The 21,287-nt window shown below is 72.0% G+C and carries 19 protein-coding genes; 9 read left to right on the top strand and 10 right to left on the bottom strand.

Features of this window, described 5'->3' with window-relative positions:
- Window positions 1-105 precede the first annotated feature (105 nt).
- The 4 genes from nrfD to PZB77_RS01340 form a co-directional block, all read right to left on the bottom strand.
- A complete protein-coding gene (gene nrfD / locus PZB77_RS01325; protein ID WP_275490650.1) occupies window positions 106-1,116 on the bottom strand; it encodes an NrfD/PsrC family molybdoenzyme membrane anchor subunit in 1,011 nt (336 codons plus the stop codon).
- Complete coding sequence (locus PZB77_RS01330) at window positions 1,113-2,171, bottom strand: 4Fe-4S dicluster domain-containing protein (protein ID WP_275490651.1); 1,059 nt, start codon at window positions 2,169-2,171, stop codon at window positions 1,113-1,115. The genes nrfD and PZB77_RS01330 overlap by 4 nt, the downstream gene beginning before the upstream one ends.
- Window positions 2,168-5,413: a formate dehydrogenase gene (gene fdh / locus PZB77_RS01335; RefSeq protein WP_275490652.1), complete on the bottom strand. Its 3,246-nt coding sequence runs from the start codon at window positions 5,411-5,413 to the stop codon at window positions 2,168-2,170. The genes PZB77_RS01330 and fdh overlap by 4 nt, the downstream gene beginning before the upstream one ends.
- 252 nt (window positions 5,414-5,665) lie before the next feature.
- A complete protein-coding gene (locus PZB77_RS01340; RefSeq protein ID WP_275490653.1) occupies window positions 5,666-5,941 on the bottom strand; it encodes a DUF4873 domain-containing protein in 276 nt (91 codons plus the stop codon).
- A 441-nt stretch (window positions 5,942-6,382) separates the two neighbouring features.
- On the opposite strand from PZB77_RS01340, the gene PZB77_RS01345 reads away from it, so the two are divergent.
- The 8 genes from PZB77_RS01345 (at window position 6,383) to PZB77_RS01380 (ending at window position 11,986) form a co-directional block, all read left to right on the top strand.
- Entirely contained in the window at window positions 6,383-6,625 is a 243-nt protein-coding gene (locus tag PZB77_RS01345) for a DUF2945 domain-containing protein (RefSeq protein ID WP_275490654.1), read from the top strand.
- A complete protein-coding gene (locus PZB77_RS01350) occupies window positions 6,622-6,963 on the top strand; it encodes a DUF3140 domain-containing protein (RefSeq protein ID WP_275490655.1) in 342 nt (113 codons plus the stop codon). The genes PZB77_RS01345 and PZB77_RS01350 overlap by 4 nt, the downstream gene beginning before the upstream one ends.
- Window positions 6,964-7,039: 76 nt before the next feature.
- Complete coding sequence (locus PZB77_RS01355) at window positions 7,040-7,639, top strand: NAD(P)H-dependent oxidoreductase (protein ID WP_275490656.1); 600 nt, start codon at window positions 7,040-7,042, stop codon at window positions 7,637-7,639.
- A gap of 132 nt (window positions 7,640-7,771) precedes the next feature.
- Entirely contained in the window at window positions 7,772-8,098 is a 327-nt protein-coding gene (locus tag PZB77_RS01360) for a plasmid stabilization protein (RefSeq protein WP_275490657.1), read from the top strand.
- A gap of 119 nt (window positions 8,099-8,217) precedes the next feature.
- Window positions 8,218-8,688 carry a DUF5709 domain-containing protein gene (locus PZB77_RS01365; protein ID WP_275490658.1) on the top strand — a complete coding sequence of 157 codons (471 nt, stop codon included), beginning with the start codon at window positions 8,218-8,220 and terminating at the stop codon, window positions 8,686-8,688.
- A gap of 362 nt (window positions 8,689-9,050) precedes the next feature.
- The gene (locus PZB77_RS01370) at window positions 9,051-9,587 is read left to right on the top strand and encodes an isochorismatase family cysteine hydrolase (RefSeq protein ID WP_275490659.1); all 537 of its coding nucleotides are present in this window, start codon (window positions 9,051-9,053) and stop codon (window positions 9,585-9,587) included.
- Between the two features lie 197 nt (window positions 9,588-9,784).
- Window positions 9,785-10,240 (top strand): SRPBCC family protein, encoded by a 456-nt coding sequence (locus PZB77_RS01375; protein ID WP_275490660.1) that lies wholly within the window; start codon window positions 9,785-9,787, stop codon window positions 10,238-10,240.
- Between the two features lie 108 nt (window positions 10,241-10,348).
- Window positions 10,349-11,986 carry an NAD(P)/FAD-dependent oxidoreductase gene (locus PZB77_RS01380; RefSeq protein ID WP_275490661.1) on the top strand — a complete coding sequence of 546 codons (1,638 nt, stop codon included), beginning with the start codon at window positions 10,349-10,351 and terminating at the stop codon, window positions 11,984-11,986.
- Between the two features lie 91 nt (window positions 11,987-12,077).
- Here PZB77_RS01380 and PZB77_RS01385 read toward each other — a convergent pair whose 3' ends face one another.
- The 4 genes from PZB77_RS01385 to PZB77_RS01400 form a co-directional block, all read right to left on the bottom strand.
- Window positions 12,078-12,674, bottom strand: coding sequence for a DUF6228 family protein (locus PZB77_RS01385; RefSeq protein WP_275490662.1), 597 nt, complete (start codon window positions 12,672-12,674; stop codon window positions 12,078-12,080).
- A 397-nt stretch (window positions 12,675-13,071) separates the two neighbouring features.
- A complete protein-coding gene (locus PZB77_RS01390) occupies window positions 13,072-13,431 on the bottom strand; it encodes a hypothetical protein (protein ID WP_275490663.1) in 360 nt (119 codons plus the stop codon).
- Between the two features lie 269 nt (window positions 13,432-13,700).
- Window positions 13,701-16,268, bottom strand: a complete 2,568-nt coding sequence (locus tag PZB77_RS01395; RefSeq protein ID WP_275490664.1) for an ABC transporter permease — start codon at window positions 16,266-16,268, stop codon at window positions 13,701-13,703.
- A complete protein-coding gene (locus tag PZB77_RS01400; protein ID WP_275490665.1) occupies window positions 16,265-17,053 on the bottom strand; it encodes an ABC transporter ATP-binding protein in 789 nt (262 codons plus the stop codon). Before PZB77_RS01400 ends, PZB77_RS01395 begins: the two co-directional genes overlap by 4 nt.
- Window positions 17,054-18,020: 967 nt before the next feature.
- Between PZB77_RS01400 and PZB77_RS01405 the strand changes: the two genes are divergently transcribed.
- Window positions 18,021-19,781, top strand: coding sequence for an ATP-binding SpoIIE family protein phosphatase (locus tag PZB77_RS01405; protein WP_275490666.1), 1,761 nt, complete (start codon window positions 18,021-18,023; stop codon window positions 19,779-19,781).
- Between the two features lie 133 nt (window positions 19,782-19,914).
- Here PZB77_RS01405 and PZB77_RS01410 read toward each other — a convergent pair whose 3' ends face one another.
- A complete protein-coding gene (locus PZB77_RS01410) occupies window positions 19,915-20,178 on the bottom strand; it encodes a hypothetical protein (protein ID WP_275490667.1) in 264 nt (87 codons plus the stop codon).
- A gap of 108 nt (window positions 20,179-20,286) precedes the next feature.
- Window positions 20,287-21,213 (bottom strand): zinc-binding dehydrogenase, encoded by a 927-nt coding sequence (locus tag PZB77_RS01415; protein WP_275490668.1) that lies wholly within the window; start codon window positions 21,211-21,213, stop codon window positions 20,287-20,289.
- Window positions 21,214-21,287: the final 74 nt, after the last annotated feature.

The raw sequence follows: 21,287 nt of genomic DNA on the forward strand, positions 1-21,287 counted from the left end.
CTGATCCGGTCCACCGCCGATCCCCCGGTGCCGCGTGCCGAAGCCGTTCCGGGCCCCCGGGTCCTACGCCCCCCGGCGTCTCCGGGTCCCCGTGCGACGGCCGTGTCAGCGGGCCGTGTCGTGCCCCTCCCGCTCGCGTGCGACGGCCTCCGCGTCGAGGCGCTCGCGCTGGGGCAGCACCGTGTAGCGGGGGTCTTCGGCGGAGGCGATGCCCGCGGCGAAGACGCCGAAGCGGGTGCAGGCGGAGCCGGCCAGCAGGGCGCATCCGCCGAGGGCCGCCAAGGGCCGTGCGGCGCGTCCGGGGCGCGCGGAGACCAGTGCGCCGACCGCGCCCGCGACGGTGAGGATCCGGGCGGTACGGAGCAGCGTTCCGGCTCGGCCCCCGCGCCAGGTCTCCGCGACGAGGCCCAGCCGGCGTTCGGCCGCGGCACTCGCGGCCAGGTCTCCTGCGGCGGCGAGGACGGCCGCACAGCGGGCCGGACCGGTCTCCCGCACCGGGCCGAGGACGAGGGCCATGCCGGACGCGGCGGCCGTGGCGGAGGCCGCGAAGAGGTACGGCAGTTCCCGGTGTGCGTCGTGCCAGGCCGGTACGGCGGTGTCGGCGGCGAGGACGGCGGTGTACGTGGCGACGGCGGATCCGGTGAGCGCGGCGGCGGCCGTGGCGGCGGCTCCGGTGCGCGGGAACCTGCCGGAGGCCGCGGTGACGGCGGCGAGGCCGGCGGCGGGGCCGTAGAGGCCGAGCAGCCAGGAACCGACGCTCATCGGGGAGGTCGGCTTGAACACCCGCAGCATGTGCGTGAACCGCTCGGGGCGGCCCAGGTCGTGGACGAGGGCGGCGACCGAGAGGCCGATGGCTCCGGTCGACGAGAGCTTGAGGGCGGTCGCGGTGGTGGTGCGGCCGGTGAGGTGGGCGCCGGCGGCGAGGGCGGACCCGGCTCCGGCGAGTCCGCCGAGGAAGAAGTACCCGGCGATGTCACGTGCCGACCAGGAGGGTGCCTTGATCACGGGACGGCCGTAGTAGGAGCGGAACTCGGCGCGGGGCACCATGAGTTCCTCGCCGCGGCGCTTTCGGCCCCTTCCGCGGTGCGGTCCCTGCGTGTCGGTGGAGGCGTTCATCGGGGTCCTTTCCCGAAGAGTCCGGGCAGGCGGCAGAGGAGCGCGGGCAGCGCGTGGGCGGCGCCAGCGGTGGCGAGCAGGGTGCACGCGGCGACGCCCGCGTGCATCCACATGGCGGGCAGGTCACGGGTGGTGACGACGGGAGCCGGGGGCAGTCCGTAGACCTCGGGGTCGTCCAGGAGGAGGAAGAAGGCACCGTCACCGCCCACCCCGTCGTCGGGTTCGTGGCCGTAGAGGCGCGCTTCGGGGACGCCGGTGGCGTGGAGCTGTTCCACGCGCAGGGCGGCGCGCTCGCGCAGCTCGTCCAGCGGGCCGAACTGGATGGACTCCGTCGGGCACGCCTTCGCGCAGGCGGGCTCCTGCCCGGCGCCCAGCCGGTCGTAGCAGAGGGTGCACTTGAAGGCGCGGCCGTCCTCGGGGCGTTGCTCGATCACGCCGTAGGGGCAGGCGGGGACGCAGTAGCCGCAGCCGTTGCAGATGTCCTGCTGGACGACGACGGTGCCGAACTCGGTACGGAAGAGGGAACCGGTGGGGCAGACGTCGAGGCAGGCCGCGTGGGTGCAGTGCTTGCAGACGTCCGACGACATGAGCCAGCGGGTGCTCTCCTGCACGGCGGGGGCCGCTTCCCCCGGGGCCGAGAGCGGCAGCAGGGGACGGCCGTCGGGTTCGGGAGGTCCCGTGCGGGCGGGCTTCGGCTGTTCGACGAAGGCGACGTGGCGCCAGGTCGAGGCGCCGAGGCCCTGGGTGTTGTCGTACGACATGCCGGTGAGGGTGAGGCCGTCCTCGGGGACCGCGTTCCACTCCTTGCAGGCCACCTCGCAGGCCTTGCAGCCGATGCAGACGGAGGTGTCGGTGAAGAAACCGACCCGGTCCGGGGCGTCCTGGTACCCGGCGTCGGCGGCCGGGTCGGCCTCCGGGCCGGAGAGGAGCCGGCGAAGGAAGGACCGGTTCTCCTTCCCGGCGGGTGCTGCGGAGGTTGCGGACGACGGCGCGGAGATCCCGGCGGGGCCCGTGGTGGTGTCGGCGGGTGCTGCGGACGTCTCGTCGGCGGTCATGGCCGCGGTTCCTTTCCGGTGTCCTCGGTGATGCCGGCCCGGCGGCGGTACTCGGCGACGAGTTCCGGCAGGGCGGGTCCGCGCGGCCGGCGGCCGGGCCGGATGTCGGCGGTGAGCGCCTTGTCCTCCTGGATGTGGGCGTTGGGGTCCATCGAGATGGCCATGAGCTCGTTGGCCGCGTCGCCGGTCACGACCCCGTTGGGCCCCCAGTGGAAGGGCATGCCGATCTGGTGGACGGTCCGTCCGTGCACGGTCAGCGGTCTGATCCGCCGAGTGACCAGCACCCTGGCCTCGACGGCGTTGCGCGCGGTGATGACGGTGGCCCAGCCGCCGTGCTCCAGGCCGCGCTCGGCGGCGAGCTGCGGGGAGAGTTCGCAGAAGAACTCCGGTTGCAGTTCGCTCAGGTAGGGGGACCAGCGGCTCATTCCCCCGGCGGTGAAGTGCTCGGTGAGCCGGTGCGTCGTGACGATGTACGGGTAGACCCCGGCGCCCGGTTCGTCGCCGCTCGGGTGGTAGCGGTTGCCCTCCCGCGCCAGGACCTTGCGGGCCGGGGAGCGCGGGACGCCGGGGTACAGCAGGTTGGTGAAGGGTGAGTCCTGCGGTTCGTAGTGCGTGGGCAGCGGCCCGTCCTCCAGGCCGGCGGGGACGTAGAGCCAGCCCTTGCCGTCGGCCTGCATGATGAACGGGTCGTCGCCGCGCAGGGCTTCGGGTCCGGTGGCGTCCTCGGCCGGTACGTGCGCCGGGTCGAGGTCGGGGATGAAGTCGGGCACGTCGTGGCCGGTCCAGCGGCCCGCGTCGGCGTCCCACCACACGTATGCCTTGCGCGCGCTCCAGGGGCGTCCCCCGGGGTCGGCGGAGGCGCGGTTGTAGAGGATGCGCCGGTTGGCGGGCCAGGCCCACGCCCATTCGAGGGCGGTCCAGCTCTGCTCGGTGTGCGGCTTGCGGCGGTTCGCCTGGTTGACGCCGTCCGCGTAGACCCCGCAGTAGATCCAGCAGCCGCACGAGGTGGAGCCGTCGTCCTTCAGCTCGGTGTACGCGGAGAGATGCGCGCCGTCCGGGGCGCGGCCGTTGATCTCGGCGAGGACGGCGGTGGCGTCGGGTTCGCGCAGCGGTCCCGACACGGGGTAGTCCCAGGTGAGGTCCTGGACCGGCCGGTCGCGGGGGTCGGTGGAGTCGCGCAGGCGCTCCTTGATCCGGCGGCCGAGGTGGTACATGAACCAGAGGTCGCTGCGGGCGTCTCCGCCGGGTTCGACTGCGGCCTGGTGCCACTGGACCCACCGGTTGGTGTTGGTGAAGGAGCCGGATTTCTCGGTGTGCGAGGCGGCGGGGAAGAAGAACACCTCGGTGGCGATGTCCTCCGTGCGCATCTCGCCGGTCTCGGTCTCCGGGCCGTCCTTCCACCAGGTCGCCGACTCGATGAGGGAGAAGTCCCGGACCACGAGCCAGTCGAGCCGGGCCATGCCGAGGCGCTGGAGCCGGGTGTTGGCGGAGCCGACGGCGGGGTTCTCCCCCATGAGGAAGTAGCCCTTGCACTCACCGTCCAGCTGCGCCATGACGGTCTCGTAGGTGCTGTGCGAGCCGGTGAGTCGCGGCAGGTGGTCGAAGCAGAAGTCGTTCTCGGCGGTGGCCGCGTCGCCGTAGTACGCCTTGAGGAGGCTGACGAAGTAGGCCCGCATGTTGCCCCAGAAGCCCTTGTCGGTGCGGCTCGCCGCGATGAACCCCTCCAGGTCCTCGTGGAGGTGGGCGTGCGGCATCGGCAGGTAGCCGGGGAGGAGGTTGAAGAGGGTGGGGATGTCGCTGGAGCCCTGGATGGAGGCGTGGCCGCGCAGCGCCTGGATGCCGCCGCCGGGGCGGCCGATGTTGCCGAGGAGGAGTTGGAGGACGCAGGCGGCCCGGATGTACTGCGATCCGACGGTGTGCTGGGTCCAGCCGACGGCGTAGCAGAAGGCACTGGTGCGTTCGCGGCCCGAGTTGGCGGTGAGCGCCTCGCACACTTCGAGGAAGGTGGCCCGGGGGATCCCGCAGGTCTCCTCCACCAGTTCGGGGGTGTAGCGGGCGTAGTGGCGCTTGAGGACCTGGTAGACGCAGCGCGGGTTCTTCAGGGACTCGTCCCGGGGCGGCACGCCCACGGTCTGGGCGCCCCCGGAGCCGTGGGTCTCGGACCCTCCGGCTTCCTCGATCCGCTCCTCGTAGCGCTGGTCGGGGTCCCCGGCCGGGGCCTGCACGTCGACGCCTTCGTACTGCCAGCTCACGGGGTCGTAGGTGCCGGTCCCGGGGTCGAAGCCGGAGAAGACCCCGTCGAGGTCCTCGGTGTCCCGGAAGTCCTCCGAGACCAGGAACGAGGCGTTGGTGTAGCGCAGCACGTACTCGCGGAAGTCCTTCTCCTCCGTCAGCACGTGGTTGATGATCGCGCCGAGGAAGGCGATGTCGCTGCCGGCCCGGATGGGGACGTGCAGGTCGGCGAGGGCGCTGGTGCGGGTGAACCGGGGGTCGACGTGGATGATCTTCGCGCCGCGCGCTTTGGCCTCCATGACCCATTGGAAGCCGACGGGGTGGGCCTCGGCGTAGTTGGACCCCTGGATCACGATGCAGTCGGAGTGCTGGAGGTCCTGCATGAAGGTGGTGGCGCCGCCGCGTCCGAACGAGGTGCCTAGCCCGGCGACGGTGGAGCTGTGGCAGACCCGCGCCTGGTTCTCGACCTGCACGATTCCCAGACCGGTCAGCAACTTCTTGATGAGGTAGTTCTCCTCGTTGTCGAGGGTCGCTCCGCCGAGGCTGGCGATGCCCATCGTGCGGGCGGTGCGTACGCCGTCGCGCTCCCACTCCCAGGTGCGCGCCCGGGTCTCGACGACCCGGTCGGCCACCATGTCCATGGCAGTCTCCAGGTCCAGCGGCTCCCAGTCGGTGGCGTGCGGGCGGCGGTACAGAACCTCGTGCCGACGGCCCTCGCCGGTGGTGAGCTGGAGGGTCGCGGAGCCCTTGGGACAGAGCCGGCCGCGGCTGACGGGCGAGTCGGGGTCGCCCTCGATCTGGACGACCCGTTCGTCCTTGACGTAGACCTGCTGGCCGCAGCCGACCGCGCAGTAGGGGCACACCGATCGCACGATCCGGTCGGCGGTCTCCGTACGGGGACGGAGTGCCTCGGTGTGCGGGGAGCGGGCGGCGTGGCCGCGGCCGAGCGGGTCGTCTCCGGTGAGTTGCCGGTAGACCGGCCACTCGGTGATCCAGGTACGCAGGCCCATTCGCTGCACCTCCGGCTGCGGGGTCGGGGCCGGGGCCGTGCCGCCGGGCCGGGAGCCGGGTGCCGGCTCCTCAGCCAGGTTGGCCCGGAGCGGCCCGGACGGCGACTCGGACGAGGGACGCCCACCGGGTACCCAGGAAGGTGGAGTGCACACGCACCTCGGCGGTCCCGCGGGGGACGAGCCCGCACGGTACGTGCCGTGGCGTCGCCCGGGTGTACGGGTCGCAGGCGTCCGGGACCGGTGCCGTGCGGATCAGAAGGGTGCGGGGCCGGTGCCGCTGACCGTGGCGTTCCCGCTCTCGGCGTCCATGTCGATCTGGGCCGTCCCCCGGCGGCCGTCCGGCATGCGGATCTCGACGCCACCGCTCTGCACGGCGGGCCAGAACGAGGTCTGCAGACCGTCGGCCTGGACCGTGCCGGTCCAGTTCCCGGGAGCGGTTCCGCCGCCCGGGGCATGCAGCACGGCCATGACGGCGGTCTCCTCGGTACCGATGACGAGTGTGGCGGGGCCTTCGTAGGTGTCTGTCATGAATCCAGCGTGCCCGGCGGGACGGAATCGACGCAGCCGGATGTGTGTCCCGCCATTCGTGGTGGGTCGGTGCGCGGCGCCCCTCCCCGGAGGAGAGCGGCACCGGCGGGCCGGGGCGCTCTCGCCGACCGGACGCCGATCGGGGGCGACCGCGCCGGTGTGCGGAGGGAGGCGCGCGAGCCGCCCTCCGCACACCGGCGTCCTCAGCAACATCCCCCGCCCCGACCGCTCCATGCCCACCGACGCCCGCCTGAGGAGGTGACCGGTGGTGGAGCGGCGCACGATTCGGTCCACCGGCGCACAAAGCGCCTCCCCGCCGCCGGATCACTCCCCCGCGGGCACGTCGGCATGCGCGCGTCCCCGGCAGGATCGATGCTGACGGGGACGCGCACTCCGCGCGCCGAAACGATCCGGCCGCGGCCGGAGGCAGAGGGAGACCCCATGGCGAAGAAGGGCTCGAAGAAGGACGAGCAGCTGTCGAAGGGCGACGACGTCACGTGGAAGAGCCACGGGCAGGACGTCGAGGGTTCCGTCACGCGCAAGATCGACCGGCGTGCCGAGGCCGCCGGGCGCACCGTGGACGCGTCGAAGGACGACCCCCAGTACGAGGTGGAGAGCGACAAGACGGGCAAGTCCGCCGTGCACAAGCCCGGGTCACTGCACAAGAAGGGCGGCGGCTCGTGAGCGGCGGAGACGACGAGGACCGACGGGCCACCGTCGACGGTTTCGGCGAGGCCGTCAACATGACCGCCGGCGAGCTGGAGAAGTGGCTCGGCACGGACACCTCGCGGGAGGTGGGCCAGAAGGACGGGGGCGGCGAGTCGACCGGTCACGCCTCGGGCCGCCGGATCGTCGAGTTGCTGCGCACCAAGAAGGACGACCTCGGTGACGACGACCTCGCCCACATGCGCAAGGTCACCGGCTACGTACGGCGGCACCTGGCACAGCGGCCCTCGGGCGACAGCTCCGACACCCGGTGGCGCTACTCGCTCATGAACTGGGGTCACGACCCGGAGAAGTAGGCACTCCCGTACAGAGCGGCGGCGCGGCGCCGCCCGGACACCTGCCCGTCCCCCGCCCCGAAGGAGACCTCACACCATGCGCGCACTCGCTCTCGTCTGCACGTTGAACGCGTCGCCCGCCCCCTCCAGCAGCCAGTTGCTCGCCTCGCAGGTGATGGCGGAGTTCGAGCGCCTCGGGGTTTCGGGGGACATCGTGCGGGTGGTCGATCACGACGTCCGCGCGGGCGTCGGCCTCGACATGGGGGACGGGGACGGATGGCCGGCGCTGCGTGCGAAGGTGCTCGCCGCCGACATCCTCCTCCTCGCCACGCCGATCTGGCTCGGCCACCCCTCCAGCCTCTGTCAGCGGGTCCTGGAACGCCTCGACGCCGAACTCTCCGAGAGCGACGACCAGGGCCGCCTGCTCACGTACGGGAAGGTGGCGGCGGTCGCCGTCGTGGGCAACGAGGACGGGGCGCACAAGGTGAGCGCGGACCTGTTCCAAGGGCTCGACGACGTGGGGTTCTCCCTCGCGCCGGGAGCGGTGACCTACTGGGTCGGGGAGGCGATGCGGGGCACCGACTACCAGGACCTGGACGAGACGCCCGACGCGGTGGCGTCGACGACCCGCACGCTCGCCGCCAACACCGTCCACCTGGCGCGCCTGCTGGCCGATCACCCCTATCCGGCGTCCTGAGGGGAGGCCCCCGCCGGCGCCCGCCGCTCGGCAACCGAGCGCCCTTTCCGGCGCGGGGTTGTTTAGTGGCCGCTGTTCCCGGAAACGCGGGTCAAGGTCCCTTCGGGACGACGAGACGGAAAGGAATGAGCCATGCCTGCTGGATCGAACGCGAAGCGCGAACGTCAGTACGAGCACATCAAGGAGAGTCAGCAGGAACGGGGCACCTCCGCATCACGGGCCGAGGAGATCGCCGCCCGGACGGTGAACAAGGAGCGGGCTCGGTCCGGCGAGTCCAGGACGGCGAGCAAGACGTCCACCCAGGACAAGAAGTCCGCCTACCAGCGCGGCGGCGAGCGCTCCCACCAGGGTGCACAGGGCCCGACGAGGGACCAGCTCTACGCGGAAGCCAGGAAGAAGAACATCGACGGGCGCTCCTCCATGAACAAGGAGCAGCTGCGGAAGGCGCTCGGGCGCTGACGCCGCTCTCCCCCGCCGCGTCAGCACGCGCGGCGGGCCCCCGCACCCGTCTTCCCCCACGCCCGGTGGGAGCGGACCGGTGCGTCACCGCCCATCGACGCGAACACGAGGAGCAAGGCATGCCGGATCAGGCGCGCGGCGACGACGTCTATCAGCCGCAGAACGACGGTCAGGACCCGCCCAACGACGAGCTCGACATGGAAGACGCGCTCGGCGAACGGAATCTGGACGACCAGATGGAAGAGGGCTACTCCCCTCCCGAACGCCCGCTGGGGGTGGACAAGTTCGGCACGACGGGTGAGGAGGAGCGCCGCGGCGAATCGCTGGACCAGCGGCTCGCCCAAGAGGTCGCCGACGTCCGGCCGCCCGACGGGGACGGCATCGGCGACATTGCCCAGGGCGACGGCGAACCGGAGGACCGGATCGAGGGCGGCACGCGTGCGGGCCGCCTCAGTGAGGCCGACGACGCGACCGGTAGGCACACCGATGTCTTCGCCGAGGACGTCGGCATCGACGGCGGGGCCGCTTCCGCCGAGGAAGCCGCGGTGCACGTCGTCGACGACGTGGAAGAGGACGGCCGGGGACGCTGAGCCGCTGGGCCGACAGGTGAACCGCGGACCGAGACCGCCACGCGGGAACGAGAGGGTGGGACGCCGGGCGATGTCCGGCAAGTCCCCTTCCGCCCCACCCCCGCCCCGTGCTGTCGGGCGTAGCGCCTCCTGAGAAACGCGGTCCCTTCGGATCGGACACGAAGGGCAGCGGGTGGGGCGGAGCAGCGGTCCCGACACCTGTCGGGCGGTGGAGACGCACCGCTGGTCGGCGGCTGCGGTGTCCTTTAAGAGGCCCGGGAGGGTGTAGCGGGCCGGCAGTGTCAGCGGCACGACGGAGTTGCCGCCGTGGGAGGGCCGCCCCACGAAAGGTGATCCTGGAAGCACGGTGGGAGGATGGGTCCATGGCCAAGGGTGCGCTCATCGTCATCGACATGATCAACACGTACGACCACCCCGACGCGGAGCAACTGGTCCCCTCCGTCCGGACCGCGTTGCCCTCCCTGACCGGTCTGGTCGACCGGGCCCGCTCCGAGGGCGTGCCGGTGATCTACGCCAACGACAACTTCGGCGAATGGCGCTCGCACCACGGGGAGCTCGTCGAGACGAGTCTGGCGGGCAAGAACGCCGAACTCGTCCGCCCGCTGCTGCCCGCCGACAACGACCTCTTCGTCGTCAAGGCACGACACTCCATCTTCTACGAGACGCCGCTCGAGTACCTGCTCAAGCAACTCGGCGCGGACCACGTCGTGCTCTGTGGCCAGGTGACCGAACAGTGCGTGCTGTACTCGGCATTGGACGCCCACATCCGCCAACTGCGTGTCACCGTGCCCGAGGACGCGGTGGCGCACATCCACGCGGACCTCGCCGAGGCGGCCCTGCGCATGATGGAGCGCAATATGAGCGCTTCCGTCGTGAAGGCCGAGGCCGTCGTCTTCTGACGGGTCCCCGCACGGTACGTCGCCCGAAACGCCCGGACCGCGAGGAGAGCGGGGCGGTCGTTCCGGCGTGGCGGCGCTCGGTGGGCCCGATCTGCGCGATCGCCCCGAGCGCGGTTGAATCGGGGGTGGGAGCACGCGCCCGGGGTAGGCGCTCGGATCTCGGCACACACCGGGGCACCACCGACCCGAGGAGACCCATGGCAGTCCGTCATCACCTCATCGACCGGCCTCCGTCCGCCGTGTGGGCGGTACTGGAGGACGCCACCCTCTACGGGAAGTGGGTGGTGGGCACCACCCGTTCACGGCCGGACAAGGGGGTGTGGCCGGAGCTCAGCTCCTCGATCACGTACATCCTGCGGGTGGGACCCAAGGAGCTGACCGGGCACACCGTGGTCCGCCGCATCGACCGGCCCGGAGCGCTGGAGCTGGAGGCGAGCGGCGGCCCGCTGGGATCGGCGCGCATCGCTTTCGACATCCGCGCCTGGGGGGACGAGAAGACCCTCGTCATCGTCGACGAGCACCCGCTCAAGGGCTTCGGAGCCGCTCTGCACAACGTGGTGCTGGACGCGGCGCTCCAGATCCGCCACCGCAGCATGCTGGCACGGCTGGCCCGGCTGGTCGAGGAGAAGTCCGGCCCCGTCGCGGTCGCGTAGGCCGGCGGGGCGGGTACCGGGGGCCTGCCCGGCATTCCCCGACCCGACAGCCTTCGACCCGACAGAGCCGTCCCCGGCAACGGCCCGCGCACACCGAAAGGCGGCACCATGGTCGACGCGGTAGTGATCGGAAGCGGACCGAACGGCTTGGTCGCGGCCAACGTGCTGGCGGACGCGGGCTGGACCGTCGAAGTGCTGGAGGAGCAGCCCGAACCGGGTGGCGCCGTCCGCAGCGACCGGGAGGTCCATCCCGACTACATCAGTGACATGTTCAGCTCGTTCTACCCTCTGGCCGCGGCCTCCCCGGTGCTGGCCGCCCTGGAGCTGGAGCGGGAGGGTCTGCGGTGGAGCCACGCTCCCCACGTGCTCGCCCATCCGCTGCTCGACGGCAGCTGCGCCGTGCTGGACCGTGACCGGAGGGTCACGGCGGACGCGCTGGACGGCTTCGCGCCCGGCGACGGCGAGGGCTGGCTCGGGCTCTGCCACATCTGGGACCGGCTCGGCGAGGACATCGTCAAGGCGCTCTTCGCGCCCTTCCCCCCGGTCCTCGCCGGCGGTGTCCTGGCGGCTCGCCTCCGCGCGGCGGGCGGCCTGCGGCTCGCGCGCAGCCTCGTGCTGCCGGTACGCCGTCTGGGGGACGAGGAGTTCCTCGGCGAGGGCGGCAAGCTGCTGCTGGCCGGCAACGCGCTGCACGCGGACCTGGCGCCCGAGGCGGCCGGCAGCGGCGGTTTCGGCTGGCTGATGTCGATGCTCGGCCAGGCCCACGGCTTCCCCGTTCCGGTCGGTGGCGCCGGAGCTCTCACCGCGGCCCTGGTGCGGCGGTTGGGCTCGCGCGGGGTCGCGGTGCGGTGCGGGCAGCAGGTGACCGAGGTGGTCGTGCGGCAGGGCCGTGCCGTGGGCGTCCGTACGGCGTCCGGAGAAGGCATCCCCGCCCGGCGGGCGGTCCTCGCGGACGTCTCGGCACCTCTCCTGTACGGCTCACTGGTCCCGGCGGAACACCTGCCGCCGCGGATCCTCGAGGACATGCGCCGGTTCCAGTGGGACTTCGCCACGTTCAAGGTCGACTGGGCGCTGAACGGGCCGGTCCCGTGGAGCGCGCCTGCCGCCGCCGGGGCCGGCACGGTGCACCTCGCGGAGGGCGTGGACGAGCTCACCCGCTGGGCGGCGCAGATCGCCCGGGGACTCATTCCGGACCGGCCGTTCCTCCTCTGCGGGCAGATGACCACCGCGGACGCGACGCGCTCGCCCTTGGGGACCGAGGCGGCGTGGGCCTACACCCATGTACCCCATCGGACGAAGGCGGACGCCGGGGCGGACGGCCTCACGGGCGTCTGGAGCACCGGGGAGCGGGAACGGATGGCGGACCGGGTGGAGCAGCAGGTGGAGCGCTACGCCCCCGGGTTCCGCGACCGCATCCGGGCGAGGCGCATCCTGTCGCCGACCGAGCTGGAAGCGGCGGACGGCAATCTCCGCAACGGTGCGATCAACGGCGGCACGGCTTCGATGCACCAGCAGTTGGTGTTCCGTCCGGTACCGGGCACGGGCCGCCCGGAGACGGCGGTCAAGGGGCTGTACCTGGCCTCCGCCTCCGCCCACCCGGGCGGCGGGGTGCACGGCGCACCCGGCGCCAACGCGGCCCGGGCCGCGTTGCGTTCGAGGCTGGGCGGCGGCGCGGCTCTGGCCGCGACCCAGCGACTGCTGGCCCGCCGCAACCGGACCGGCGAAGCCGATCGCCGGACGCCCTGACACGGCCCCGCCCCGATGCCGCCACCGCGCGCGCCGGTGCGCGCACCGGCGCCGACCGGGACTGCGCCGAACGCGCCGCGTGACGCGTCGGCTACGCGACCACGCTCGTGAGAAAAGAATGGAAATCTGCGGCGAGATTTCGCATCTCCTCGCCGGCCGCGTGCACCGTGATGGTCTCGAAGTGCCACTCCCCGGCCGGAGGTCGGCCATGGACGCCCCACGTCAGGTGGACGTAGCCGCCTGAGTGGTGTTCCGCCGAGACTGTCAGGTCGTGTTCCAGGGAGCGCCAAGCGCGAACTCCTTCCCAGCCGCGGAATCCGTCGGCCAACGAGGAGAGGAAAGCGTCGAGGCCGTCGCCGTCCCACGTCCGCACCTGCGTCTCGACGCTCACCCTTCGCCCGCGAGCCTTCACCAGGAAGTCGAGTACGGGGTCGTCCCCGAACGGCCTTGCCTGCTCGGAGAAGAGCAGATGGACCGGTCGGGGTCCGGAGTCCCCCACGCGCACCACGCGACCGTCTTCGATCACTCCGCCACGGTAGAGGCCGTAGGGCTGGATGCCAAGGCGCTTCATGTCCACTGCTGCGAGGCGGGCCGCGAGCCCTCCCGGAATCATGATTGTCCGCCGGGGGCGTGAGAGCGATACGGAGGTCTTGCGCTCCGCGAGCCCGGCGAACGCCCCGACCGTCACCGACGCTCGGTTCGACGTGCTGGAGGAGGAACTCTGCAAGGGCCCGTCAGCACACGGTTTCGGGATGAGCGGCGGACTCCGGCCCCTGTCCAGACGGTGATCCGCCGCCGTTGCGCCTGACCCCGTCAGTGGTGACGGTCTGGCCTGGCGGCTGCGGAAGCGGCGCGACCGGTGAAAGGACCACCACGACCTGCTGGTGCGGGCAGACACCACCGGACTCGCAAAAACCGTAGTAGTTGCTGTTCGGCGCGGGTGCTTCCGGCTCCGTGGGGCGGATCCTCGGTCATGGGGTCTGGAGTAGCGGGCCGGTTCCGACGGCGGCGTACAGGACGAGTGGCAGTTCTCTGTCGGCCTGGCCGAGGGCGAGCCCTAGCCAGCGGGTTCCGTCGGGGAGCGGCTAGGCGAGCATGCTCGTGGCGTGCTGGGTGAGGTACTCGAGTGGTTCGGGGATGTCGTCGTCGAGCTCGCCGTTGAGACCGGCCGTGAGCCAGGCCCAGAGGTCGACGGGGAGGGGGTCGTCCCAGCGTGCCGAGAGTGTGAGCGTCAGGTCGTCGAGGCAGGCTTCCAGCTCCGCATGTGCTCTGTCCCCGGTCTGCCCGTCGTCGTCCGGGAAAACCTGGCTGGTCCGCAGATACCGGACTCGGTGGTCGGGGCCGGCGTAGCCGGTCACATCGGTGGTGGCGGTTGCGGGGAAGGACAGCGTGAGCAGTTCGTCGACCATCGGTAGACAGCGGTCGCACGGGTTGGGGGTGGCCATGGGCACAGCGTAGAAGGCGGCACCGACAGTACTTCCCGTTGCCGGCCGTACGCGAAGAGCGTCCTCGCCGAAGCCCGGCCGTACAGCTGCACAACCGCTTCCGGTGGTCGGCCGGCATCGTCGCTCGGAGCGCTCGTCACCGGCGCGCTCTTCCAGCGGCACAGCCCCGCCCCCTGAGGTCCCCACCGGCGTCCGACGCCCACCCGCACCAGGTATGTACGGGGTGTCGCCGTGACCGGACGATCACGGCGACACCCCGCGGACGGCCCTCACTCCGTGGCGATGGCCTTCAGGACGTTCATCCGCCCGGCGCGGAAGGCCGGGAAGAGCGCGGCCAGCAGACCCACCGCCGCGGAGCCGAGGAAGACGACGCCGATGGTGGTCCAGGGGATGCTGAGCACCCCCAGCCCGGCGAGGGCCAGCAGCTTCTGCGCGGCGACGCCCCAGCCCAGGCCCAGTGCCACGCCCAGGACCGCACCGAACAGGGCGATGATCACGGACTCCAGGCGGACCATCCGGCGCAACTGGCGTCGGGAGAGTCCGATGGCGCGCATCAGCCCGATCTCACGGGTGCGTTCCACCACCGAGAGGGCGAGGGTGTTCACCACTCCGAGGACGGCCACGATGATGGCGAGCGCCAAGAGCGCGTAGATCATGTTGAGCAACTGGTCGAGCTGCTCCTCGACCATGTCCTTGTAGGCGGCTTGGTCCCGGACCTTGACCTGCGGGTAGTCGGCGGTGGCCGCCTTGAGCGCCGCTGCCGCCTGGGCCTCCTGGCCGGGCCGCGCGGCGGCGAACATCATGTTGTTCACCGGGAATTCGGCGGCCGGCAGATGGCGCCTGGCCTCGGCGATGTCCATGTACATGGCGCCCTTGTCGAACACCGTGTCGTCGGAGGTGATCGCTCGGACCGTCAGCCGAGCCGTGGTGCCGCCGGCGAAGGCGACGTCGAGCCGGCTGCCGAGGGTGACCCCGTGTGTCGTGGCCCATCCCTCGGGCACCGACATGGCGCCGGGGGCGTAGGCGTCGACCAGTCGTCCCCGCACGGTCTCGGCCCGGAGGTCCTCGGTGTAGGACGGCGATCCCGCCGCGATCTTGGTCTTCTCCCCGGTGCCGTCGGGGGCGATGACGGTCGCGGCCACGTCCGTGCGATCGGTGACGTGGGCCAGATGCCCGGCCGCGTGGATGGCCTTGACGGCTGCCGGGTTGATCGGGTCGCCGTCGCCCACCTGGATGATGAAGTCGGCGCCGACGGACCTGTCCATCTGGGCGGTCGCCGAAGCGACCATCGAGTTGCCGACCACCGACAGGCTCGCGACCAGCGCGAGGCCCACCATCAGAGCCGCCGCGGTCGCTCCGGTTCGGCGCGGGTTGCGCAGCGCGTTGCGCTCGGCGAGACGGCCCACCGGGCCGAACACGCGCAGGACGAGCGAGCCCAGGACCCGTACGACGAGCCCGGCGAGCAGCGGGCCGACGACGACGAACCCGACCAGCGTCAGCAGCACGCCGATCGCGAGCAGCGCGGAACCGGCCGAGGTCGTGGACGAGGACGCGGCCAGCGCCAGTGCGGTACCGCCCGCCGTGGTGAGCACCGTGCCCACCGCGGAACGGACGCGTCCCGCGCGGGCATCGGCAGGGGTGCCCGCCTCGCGCAGGGCGGCCATCGGGGAGATGGCGCCGGCCCGGCGGGCCGGCAGCATCGCGGACACGACGGTCACCACGACACCGATGGTGAGACCGATCAGCGGGGTGGTGGCCTCGATCGTCAGGTCGGCGGTGTCCAGGTGCATTCCCAGCGCGCCCATGAGTGCGATCAGGCCGACGGCGAGGCCGATACCGGCGCCGATTCCGGCGACCGACCCGACGGCGCCGAGCAGTACCGCCTCCACCAGTACCGAACGGTTGACCTGTCGGCGGCTCGACCCGACGGCCCGCATCAGTCCGATCTCGCGGGTGCGCTGGGCGACCAGCATGGAGAAGGTGTTGACGATCAGGAAGATGCCGACGAGGACGGCGATCCCGGCGAAGCCGAGCAGCACGTACTTCATGGGATCGAGGAAGGAGCCGATGTCCTGCTGGTTCTGGGCCGTCTTCTCCGCCGCTGTGCGCACCTGGTAGTCATGGCCGCCCAGGACGGCGTCGACCCCCGCTTTGAGCCGGTCGTCGCTGACGCCGGGCGCGGCGTCCAGGGCGTAGTCGGTGTACGCGGTGCGGGAGCCGAGGAGCACCTGCTGGGCGGTCGGAGTGTCGAGGTAGACGACGGCCGCGCCGGGGTTGGTGGTCTTGTACGTGGCGATGCCGCTGATGGTCACCTCGGCGTCGCCGGGCCCGGCGATGACCCGGAGCGTGTCGCCGATGGCCAGGTGGTGCTCGGCCGCGGTGTCCGCATCGAGCACGGCCTCACCGGGTGCGCCCGGGGCGTGGCCGGAGGTGATGTCGACGGACTTGGTCTGGTTCGGGTTCCAGTTGGCGACGACGGTCGGCGCGCCGGTGCTGGAGCCGATGTCCTGGTTGCGGCTGTCGGCGACGGTGGCCTGCCGGCTGCCGACCCCGGGGACCACCCGGGCCACGCCCGGGACCTTCTCCAGAGCCGCCCGCAACGAGGCGGGCAGCGTGGCCGGTGTCCCGGTCTGCTGCTCGTCGTCGGCCTCCGGCGGGCTGACGGTGACGTCGGCGGAGCTCGTCGCGAAGAGCTTGTCGAAGGTGGCGCTCATGGTGTCGGTGAAGACCAGCGTGCCGCAGACGAAGGCGACGGAGAGCAGTACGGCGACCGCGGAGAGGACCATGCGGCCCTTGTGCGCGAGGAGGTTGCGCAGGGAGGTACGGAGCACGGTCACGACGTCCTGCCCCGGGAGTCGAAGGACTTCATCCGCTCCAGCACCGCGTCGGCCGTGGGCGCGTTCATCTCGTCGACGATCCGTCCGTCGGCGAGGTAGACGACCCGGTCCGCGTAGGAAGCGGCCACCGGGTCGTGGGTCACCATGACGATGGTCTGGCCCAGGGCGTCGACCGAGTGCCGCAGGAAGCCGAGGATCTCGGCGCCGGCCCGGGAGTCCAGGTTTCCGGTCGGCTCGTCACCGAAGATGATCTCGGGACGGGCGGCGAGGGCCCGGGCCACCGCGACCCGCTGCTGCTGCCCGCCGGACAACTGCGTGGGACGGTGCGTGAGCCGTCCGGCCAGTCCCACCGTCTCCACCACGAGGTCCAGCCAGGCCCGGTCCGGGGTGCGGCCGGCGATGTCCATCGGCAGGGTGATGTTCTCCAGCGCGGTCAGCGTGGGAAGCAGGTTGAACGCCTGGAAGACGAAGCCGATCTTGTCCCGGCGGAGCCTGGTCAGCCGTTTGTCCCCGAGCTTGGTGATCTCACTCTCGCCGACCCAGGTCTTGCCACTGGAGACCGTGTCCAGACCGGCCAGGCAGTGCATCAGCGTGGACTTGCCGGAACCCGAGGGACCCATGATCGCGGTGAACCGGCCCCGAGGAATGTCGACGTCCACCGCGTCGAGCGCGACCACCCGGGTCTCGCCGTCGCCGTACGCCTTGGTCAGCCCCCGCGCACGCGCGGCGAACAGCGAGCGCGCTTCGCCGTTCCGGGCCGCGGTACTCGATACGGACGTGGTCACTTGTGGTCTCCTGAGAACTCGGCACGGGCGGGTGTCCCCGTACCTCCAGCCTCCTGGAGCGCACTCCGCCGAACCATGGGGCGAAGCACCGGATCCGGGGTGGGGGTAGCCCCCCACCCCACCTGGAGAAAGCCCGCCCGGCCCGCTCGGCCGTGCGCCGACCATGGCAGCGCGCGTCGTCGGAGCGGGTCGGTGACGCGCCGGGGACACGGGACGTCCGGGCTGTTGCGGTGGAACACGGGGCCCTCGTCCGGAGGCGGATGATCGTTTCCGCGGCGGGGACCACGACATGAGCATTTCGCCCTGCCCGCGCCCGCGCCCGTGGGCACCCACCGCATGCCGGAGGGGGCCGTCCGCAGCCCTCGTCACCGCCGTCATCGCCCTGCTCCCCCGTCTCGCGGCAACCGATGGCTGCGGCCCAGGCTCCTCAGCGAGGACGACGACACGGGCACGGCCGTCAGGGACCCCGTCGGCCCCCTCCTCACCCTGACCGTGCTGCTCCTCGCCTGCGTCCTGGTCACCGCCTACCGGCTCGAACTCCGCGCCCTGCTGGGCGAGGACACGACCGTCTGTCTTCCTCGCCGCTCTCCCGAAGACCGATGCCCCCGGCGGTGTCAGCAGGCCGGCGTCCGAGACCACAACCGGGCGAACCCTGGGACGGCAGACCTGCGGACGAGGCGCGACCGCTGACCGTTAGAACCGGGAAGGGCCTCCCTTGGGCCGGAGGCCCCGTCCTCACCTTCCATTCGCCCTGGTCACCGCCGGTGGAGGAAGCGGCCGGTCCCGGACCGTCGGGCGGGTCCGGGCGGAACCCGTCGGTCCGGACCCCGTGAGCCCTCAACCGGTCCGAGGTGCCCCTCGGCGGACTCGCCGCATACTGGAACCGAGGAGTGGACCACCACTCTTCCCCGCGCCAAGCTCGTCGTCCGTCTCCCTGATGGCGTGGACCCAGGTACGGAGGTGCAGCGTGCCCGACGCCCCTGACGTCCTCGAGATCGAGGCGCTGCGCCGTCGGCAGGCGCTGATGGACCGGGCCGGCGAACGGGTCGGCAGCAGCCTCGACGTGCGGGAGACCGCGCGGGCCATCGCCGATCTGCTGGCGCCCAGCGTCGGTGCGGCGGCCTTCGTGGACCTCGCCGAGGAGGTCCTCAACGGTGACGAGCCGCCCCGGCACGATGCCGTGGAGCCCCGTCCCCGCATGATCCGGACGGCCGCTGCGGGAGACTACCCCTCCGATCGGCTCGACATCGGCGACGTGGTGCCGATGCCCGCGGAGCTGCCTCATCTGCGGGAAGTGTTCGTCGAGGGAGCCGTGGTGCTGGAACGCCGGCACGCGGGGGACAACCTCCATCGGAGCGTCGATCCCCGTCTGGCCCGGCGCCTGCTCCCCCCGGGTACCGAGTCGCGCATCATCATGCCGTTGCGGGCGCGAGGGCTGGTGCTGGGTGTGGCCGTCGTCGTCGAGTGCAGGGAGGAGTGGGCGGGCGACGAGGACGACCTGCGGCAGCTCTCGCTCATCGCCTCGCGGGCCGCGCTCGCGGTCGACAACGCGCGCCGGTACGAACGCGAGCACCGCACGGCGGTCATCCTCCAGCGTCAACTCCTGCCGTCCACGACCACGGACACCACGGCCGCGACCACCTTCGCCACCTACCTCCCGGCCGGTCGCCGCAACGTGGGCGGAGGTGACTGGTTCGACGTCATCCCGCTCTCCTCGGCACGGGTCGCCCTGGTGACCGGCACGGTCGCCGGCCACGGTCTCCGCGCCACTGCCACCATGGGGCGTCTGCGCAGTGCCATGGGCACCCTCGCCGTGCTCGACCTGGAACCCGACGAGTTGCTGACGCACCTCGACGACTTGGTCCAGCGACTCGACGCCGAGTCCGGCGACGACGTGCAGCGGGTTCGCGCGGCCTGCACCTACCTCGTGCACGACCCCGTCAGCGGGCACTGCGTCGCCGCCGGCGCCGGGGGCACTGCGCCGGTGGTGGTGCCTCCCGGGGGTCCGGCGACGCTGATGCCGATGCGGGCCGGTCCGGCCCTGGGCGAAGGCGGGGCGCCGTTCGAGGTGAGCGAGTGGGACGTGGTTCCCGGGACTCTCGTGGCCCTGTACACCCGGGGCCTGCTCGACGTCGTCGGCGCCGGGCCCGACGACGACCCGGCCGACCTCCTGCCCGGGATGCTCCAGCGCGCTTCCGGGACGGCGGACGGCCGCCAGAAGGAGCTCTCCGAAATCTCCGCCGACGTGCTGCGGAACGTGGGACCCGAGGGGCCACCCGGCGACGTGGTGCTGTTGACCGGATACCTCAAGACCGTCGACGACGCGCACACCGCCCACTGGACGATCCCGGCCCGCCCCGAACTGGTCGCCTCCATGCGCGCGGCGGTCTCCAAGCAGTTGAACGAGTGGGGCCTGGACGATCTCACCGTCATGGCGAGCGAGCTGGTGATCAGCGAGTTGGTGACCAACTCGGTGCGCTACGCGGGAGGTTCCCTGGAGGTGCGGCTGATCCGTACCGGCCATGAGCTGGTGTGCGAGGTGAGCGATCCCGCCAGTACCCAGCCTCGTCTGCGAAGGGCCCGCACGACCGACGAGGGCGGTCGCGGGTTGTTCCTGGTCGCGCAGATGACCGAGCGCTGGGGGTGTCGCTACAGCGCCGACGGCAAGACCATCTGGACCGAACAGTCTCTGGCCGCACCGGAGTTGAACCATCCCACACAGGGCTGAGGTGTCCGTCCCCGTGGCGTCGGTTCAGGTGCGGAGCCGTCCACCGCACGGGCCCGGGAGTGGGCCTTCGGCGTGCACGTGTGCGCGGGCCCGGCAGAGGGCGACCCGCGCACACGTGGCCGTGGACGTGCGCTCAGCCTTCCACCGGGTGGCCGCCGTCGCCCTCGACCACCACACGGTCCTCGCCCGGGTCCGCCGCGCGCTCGACCACGGTGACGTCGACTTCCCCGTCTCCGGTGGTGTCGAACTGGTACAGGTCCGCCGTGCCGTCCCCCGTGGTGTCCGTCATCCAGACATCGGGCTTGCCGTCACCGTTGGTGTCGGCCGCCAGCACCACGTGGTGAAGGTCGCCCCGGGTCTCCACCACGGTCTCCACAACTTCTTCGTTTCTGTCCATGCCGCTCGCTTGCCCCTGGCGCTCGGGTGGAAACTCCCCTCGAGCGGGGGTGGTTGCGGGTTCGCCCAGCGGCGACCCACGCCTCCCGGGACGAAGTGGCCCCCGGCACTACGGGACGAAGACGAGGCGCTCGCCGCTCCGGTCGCCCCACGCCTGCGCGACGTCGGCGAGGGGGACGGGGCGGGCCCGGACGTCGAGGCCGCCCTCGGTGACCGCTGCGGCCAGCTCGGGGAGTTCGGCGATGAAGTCGCGGGGTGGGACGGAGCCGATACCACTGCCGACGATCCGCAGCCGGGCCGCGCGCAGCGCGGCGGAGGGGACGGGCGCGGTCTCTCCGGCGATCGAGCCGATCTGCACCCAGGTCAGTGGGGTGCTCCGGTCGGCCCGGGCCTTCAGGACGGGGAGCATCGCGCCGGCGGAGGGGGCGCCCCACACGAAGTCGAGGACGACGTCGACGTCGGCCGCCGCCCCGATCTCCTCGAAGGTGACCGCCCGGTCCGCGCCGAGGCCCGGCAACTCCTCCAGGCGTGCGGTGTCGCGGCCCACGGCGATGACCTCGACGGCGCCGAATCGCTTGGCGATCTGCACCGCCATCCGCCCCGCACTGCCGGTGGCGCCGAGGACGGCGACCCGCCGGCCTACGGGGAAGTCGATACGACGGCGCAGCGCGACCCAGGAGGACATGCCCGGGTTCATCGCGGCGGCGATGCGTACGGGATCGGCGCCCTCGGGCAGGAGGACGCTGCGGCGCACGTCGATGACGGTGCGCTCGGCGAACGTACCCGAGGCGGTGTCGTCCAGGACCGCGTAGCGAAGGCGCCCGCGCGGATCCCGCACCACGCCGTCGACACCGGGCACGAGCGGGAAGGTCCCGGCGGCGGAGTAGTGCGAACCGTCCGCCTTCGCCCGGGTCAGGTGGTGCAGCCCCGCCGCCAGGACCTCCACCACCATCTGGTTCTCCCCCTCGGCGACGGGCTCGGGGCATTCGCGGTAGGCGGGCGGAGCGTCGTAGGACGTGATGATCGCGGCACGCATGGTGGTCCCCCACGGGTAGTTTGTATTACCAACTGAATTCAGAGTGGTGGGTATTACAAACAAAGTCAAGTACG

Origin of the sequence: Streptomyces sp. AM 2-1-1 (genome assembly GCF_029167645.1) — a bacterium.
In the GTDB taxonomy this organism is placed as follows: Bacteria; Actinomycetota; Actinomycetes; order Streptomycetales; family Streptomycetaceae; genus Streptomyces.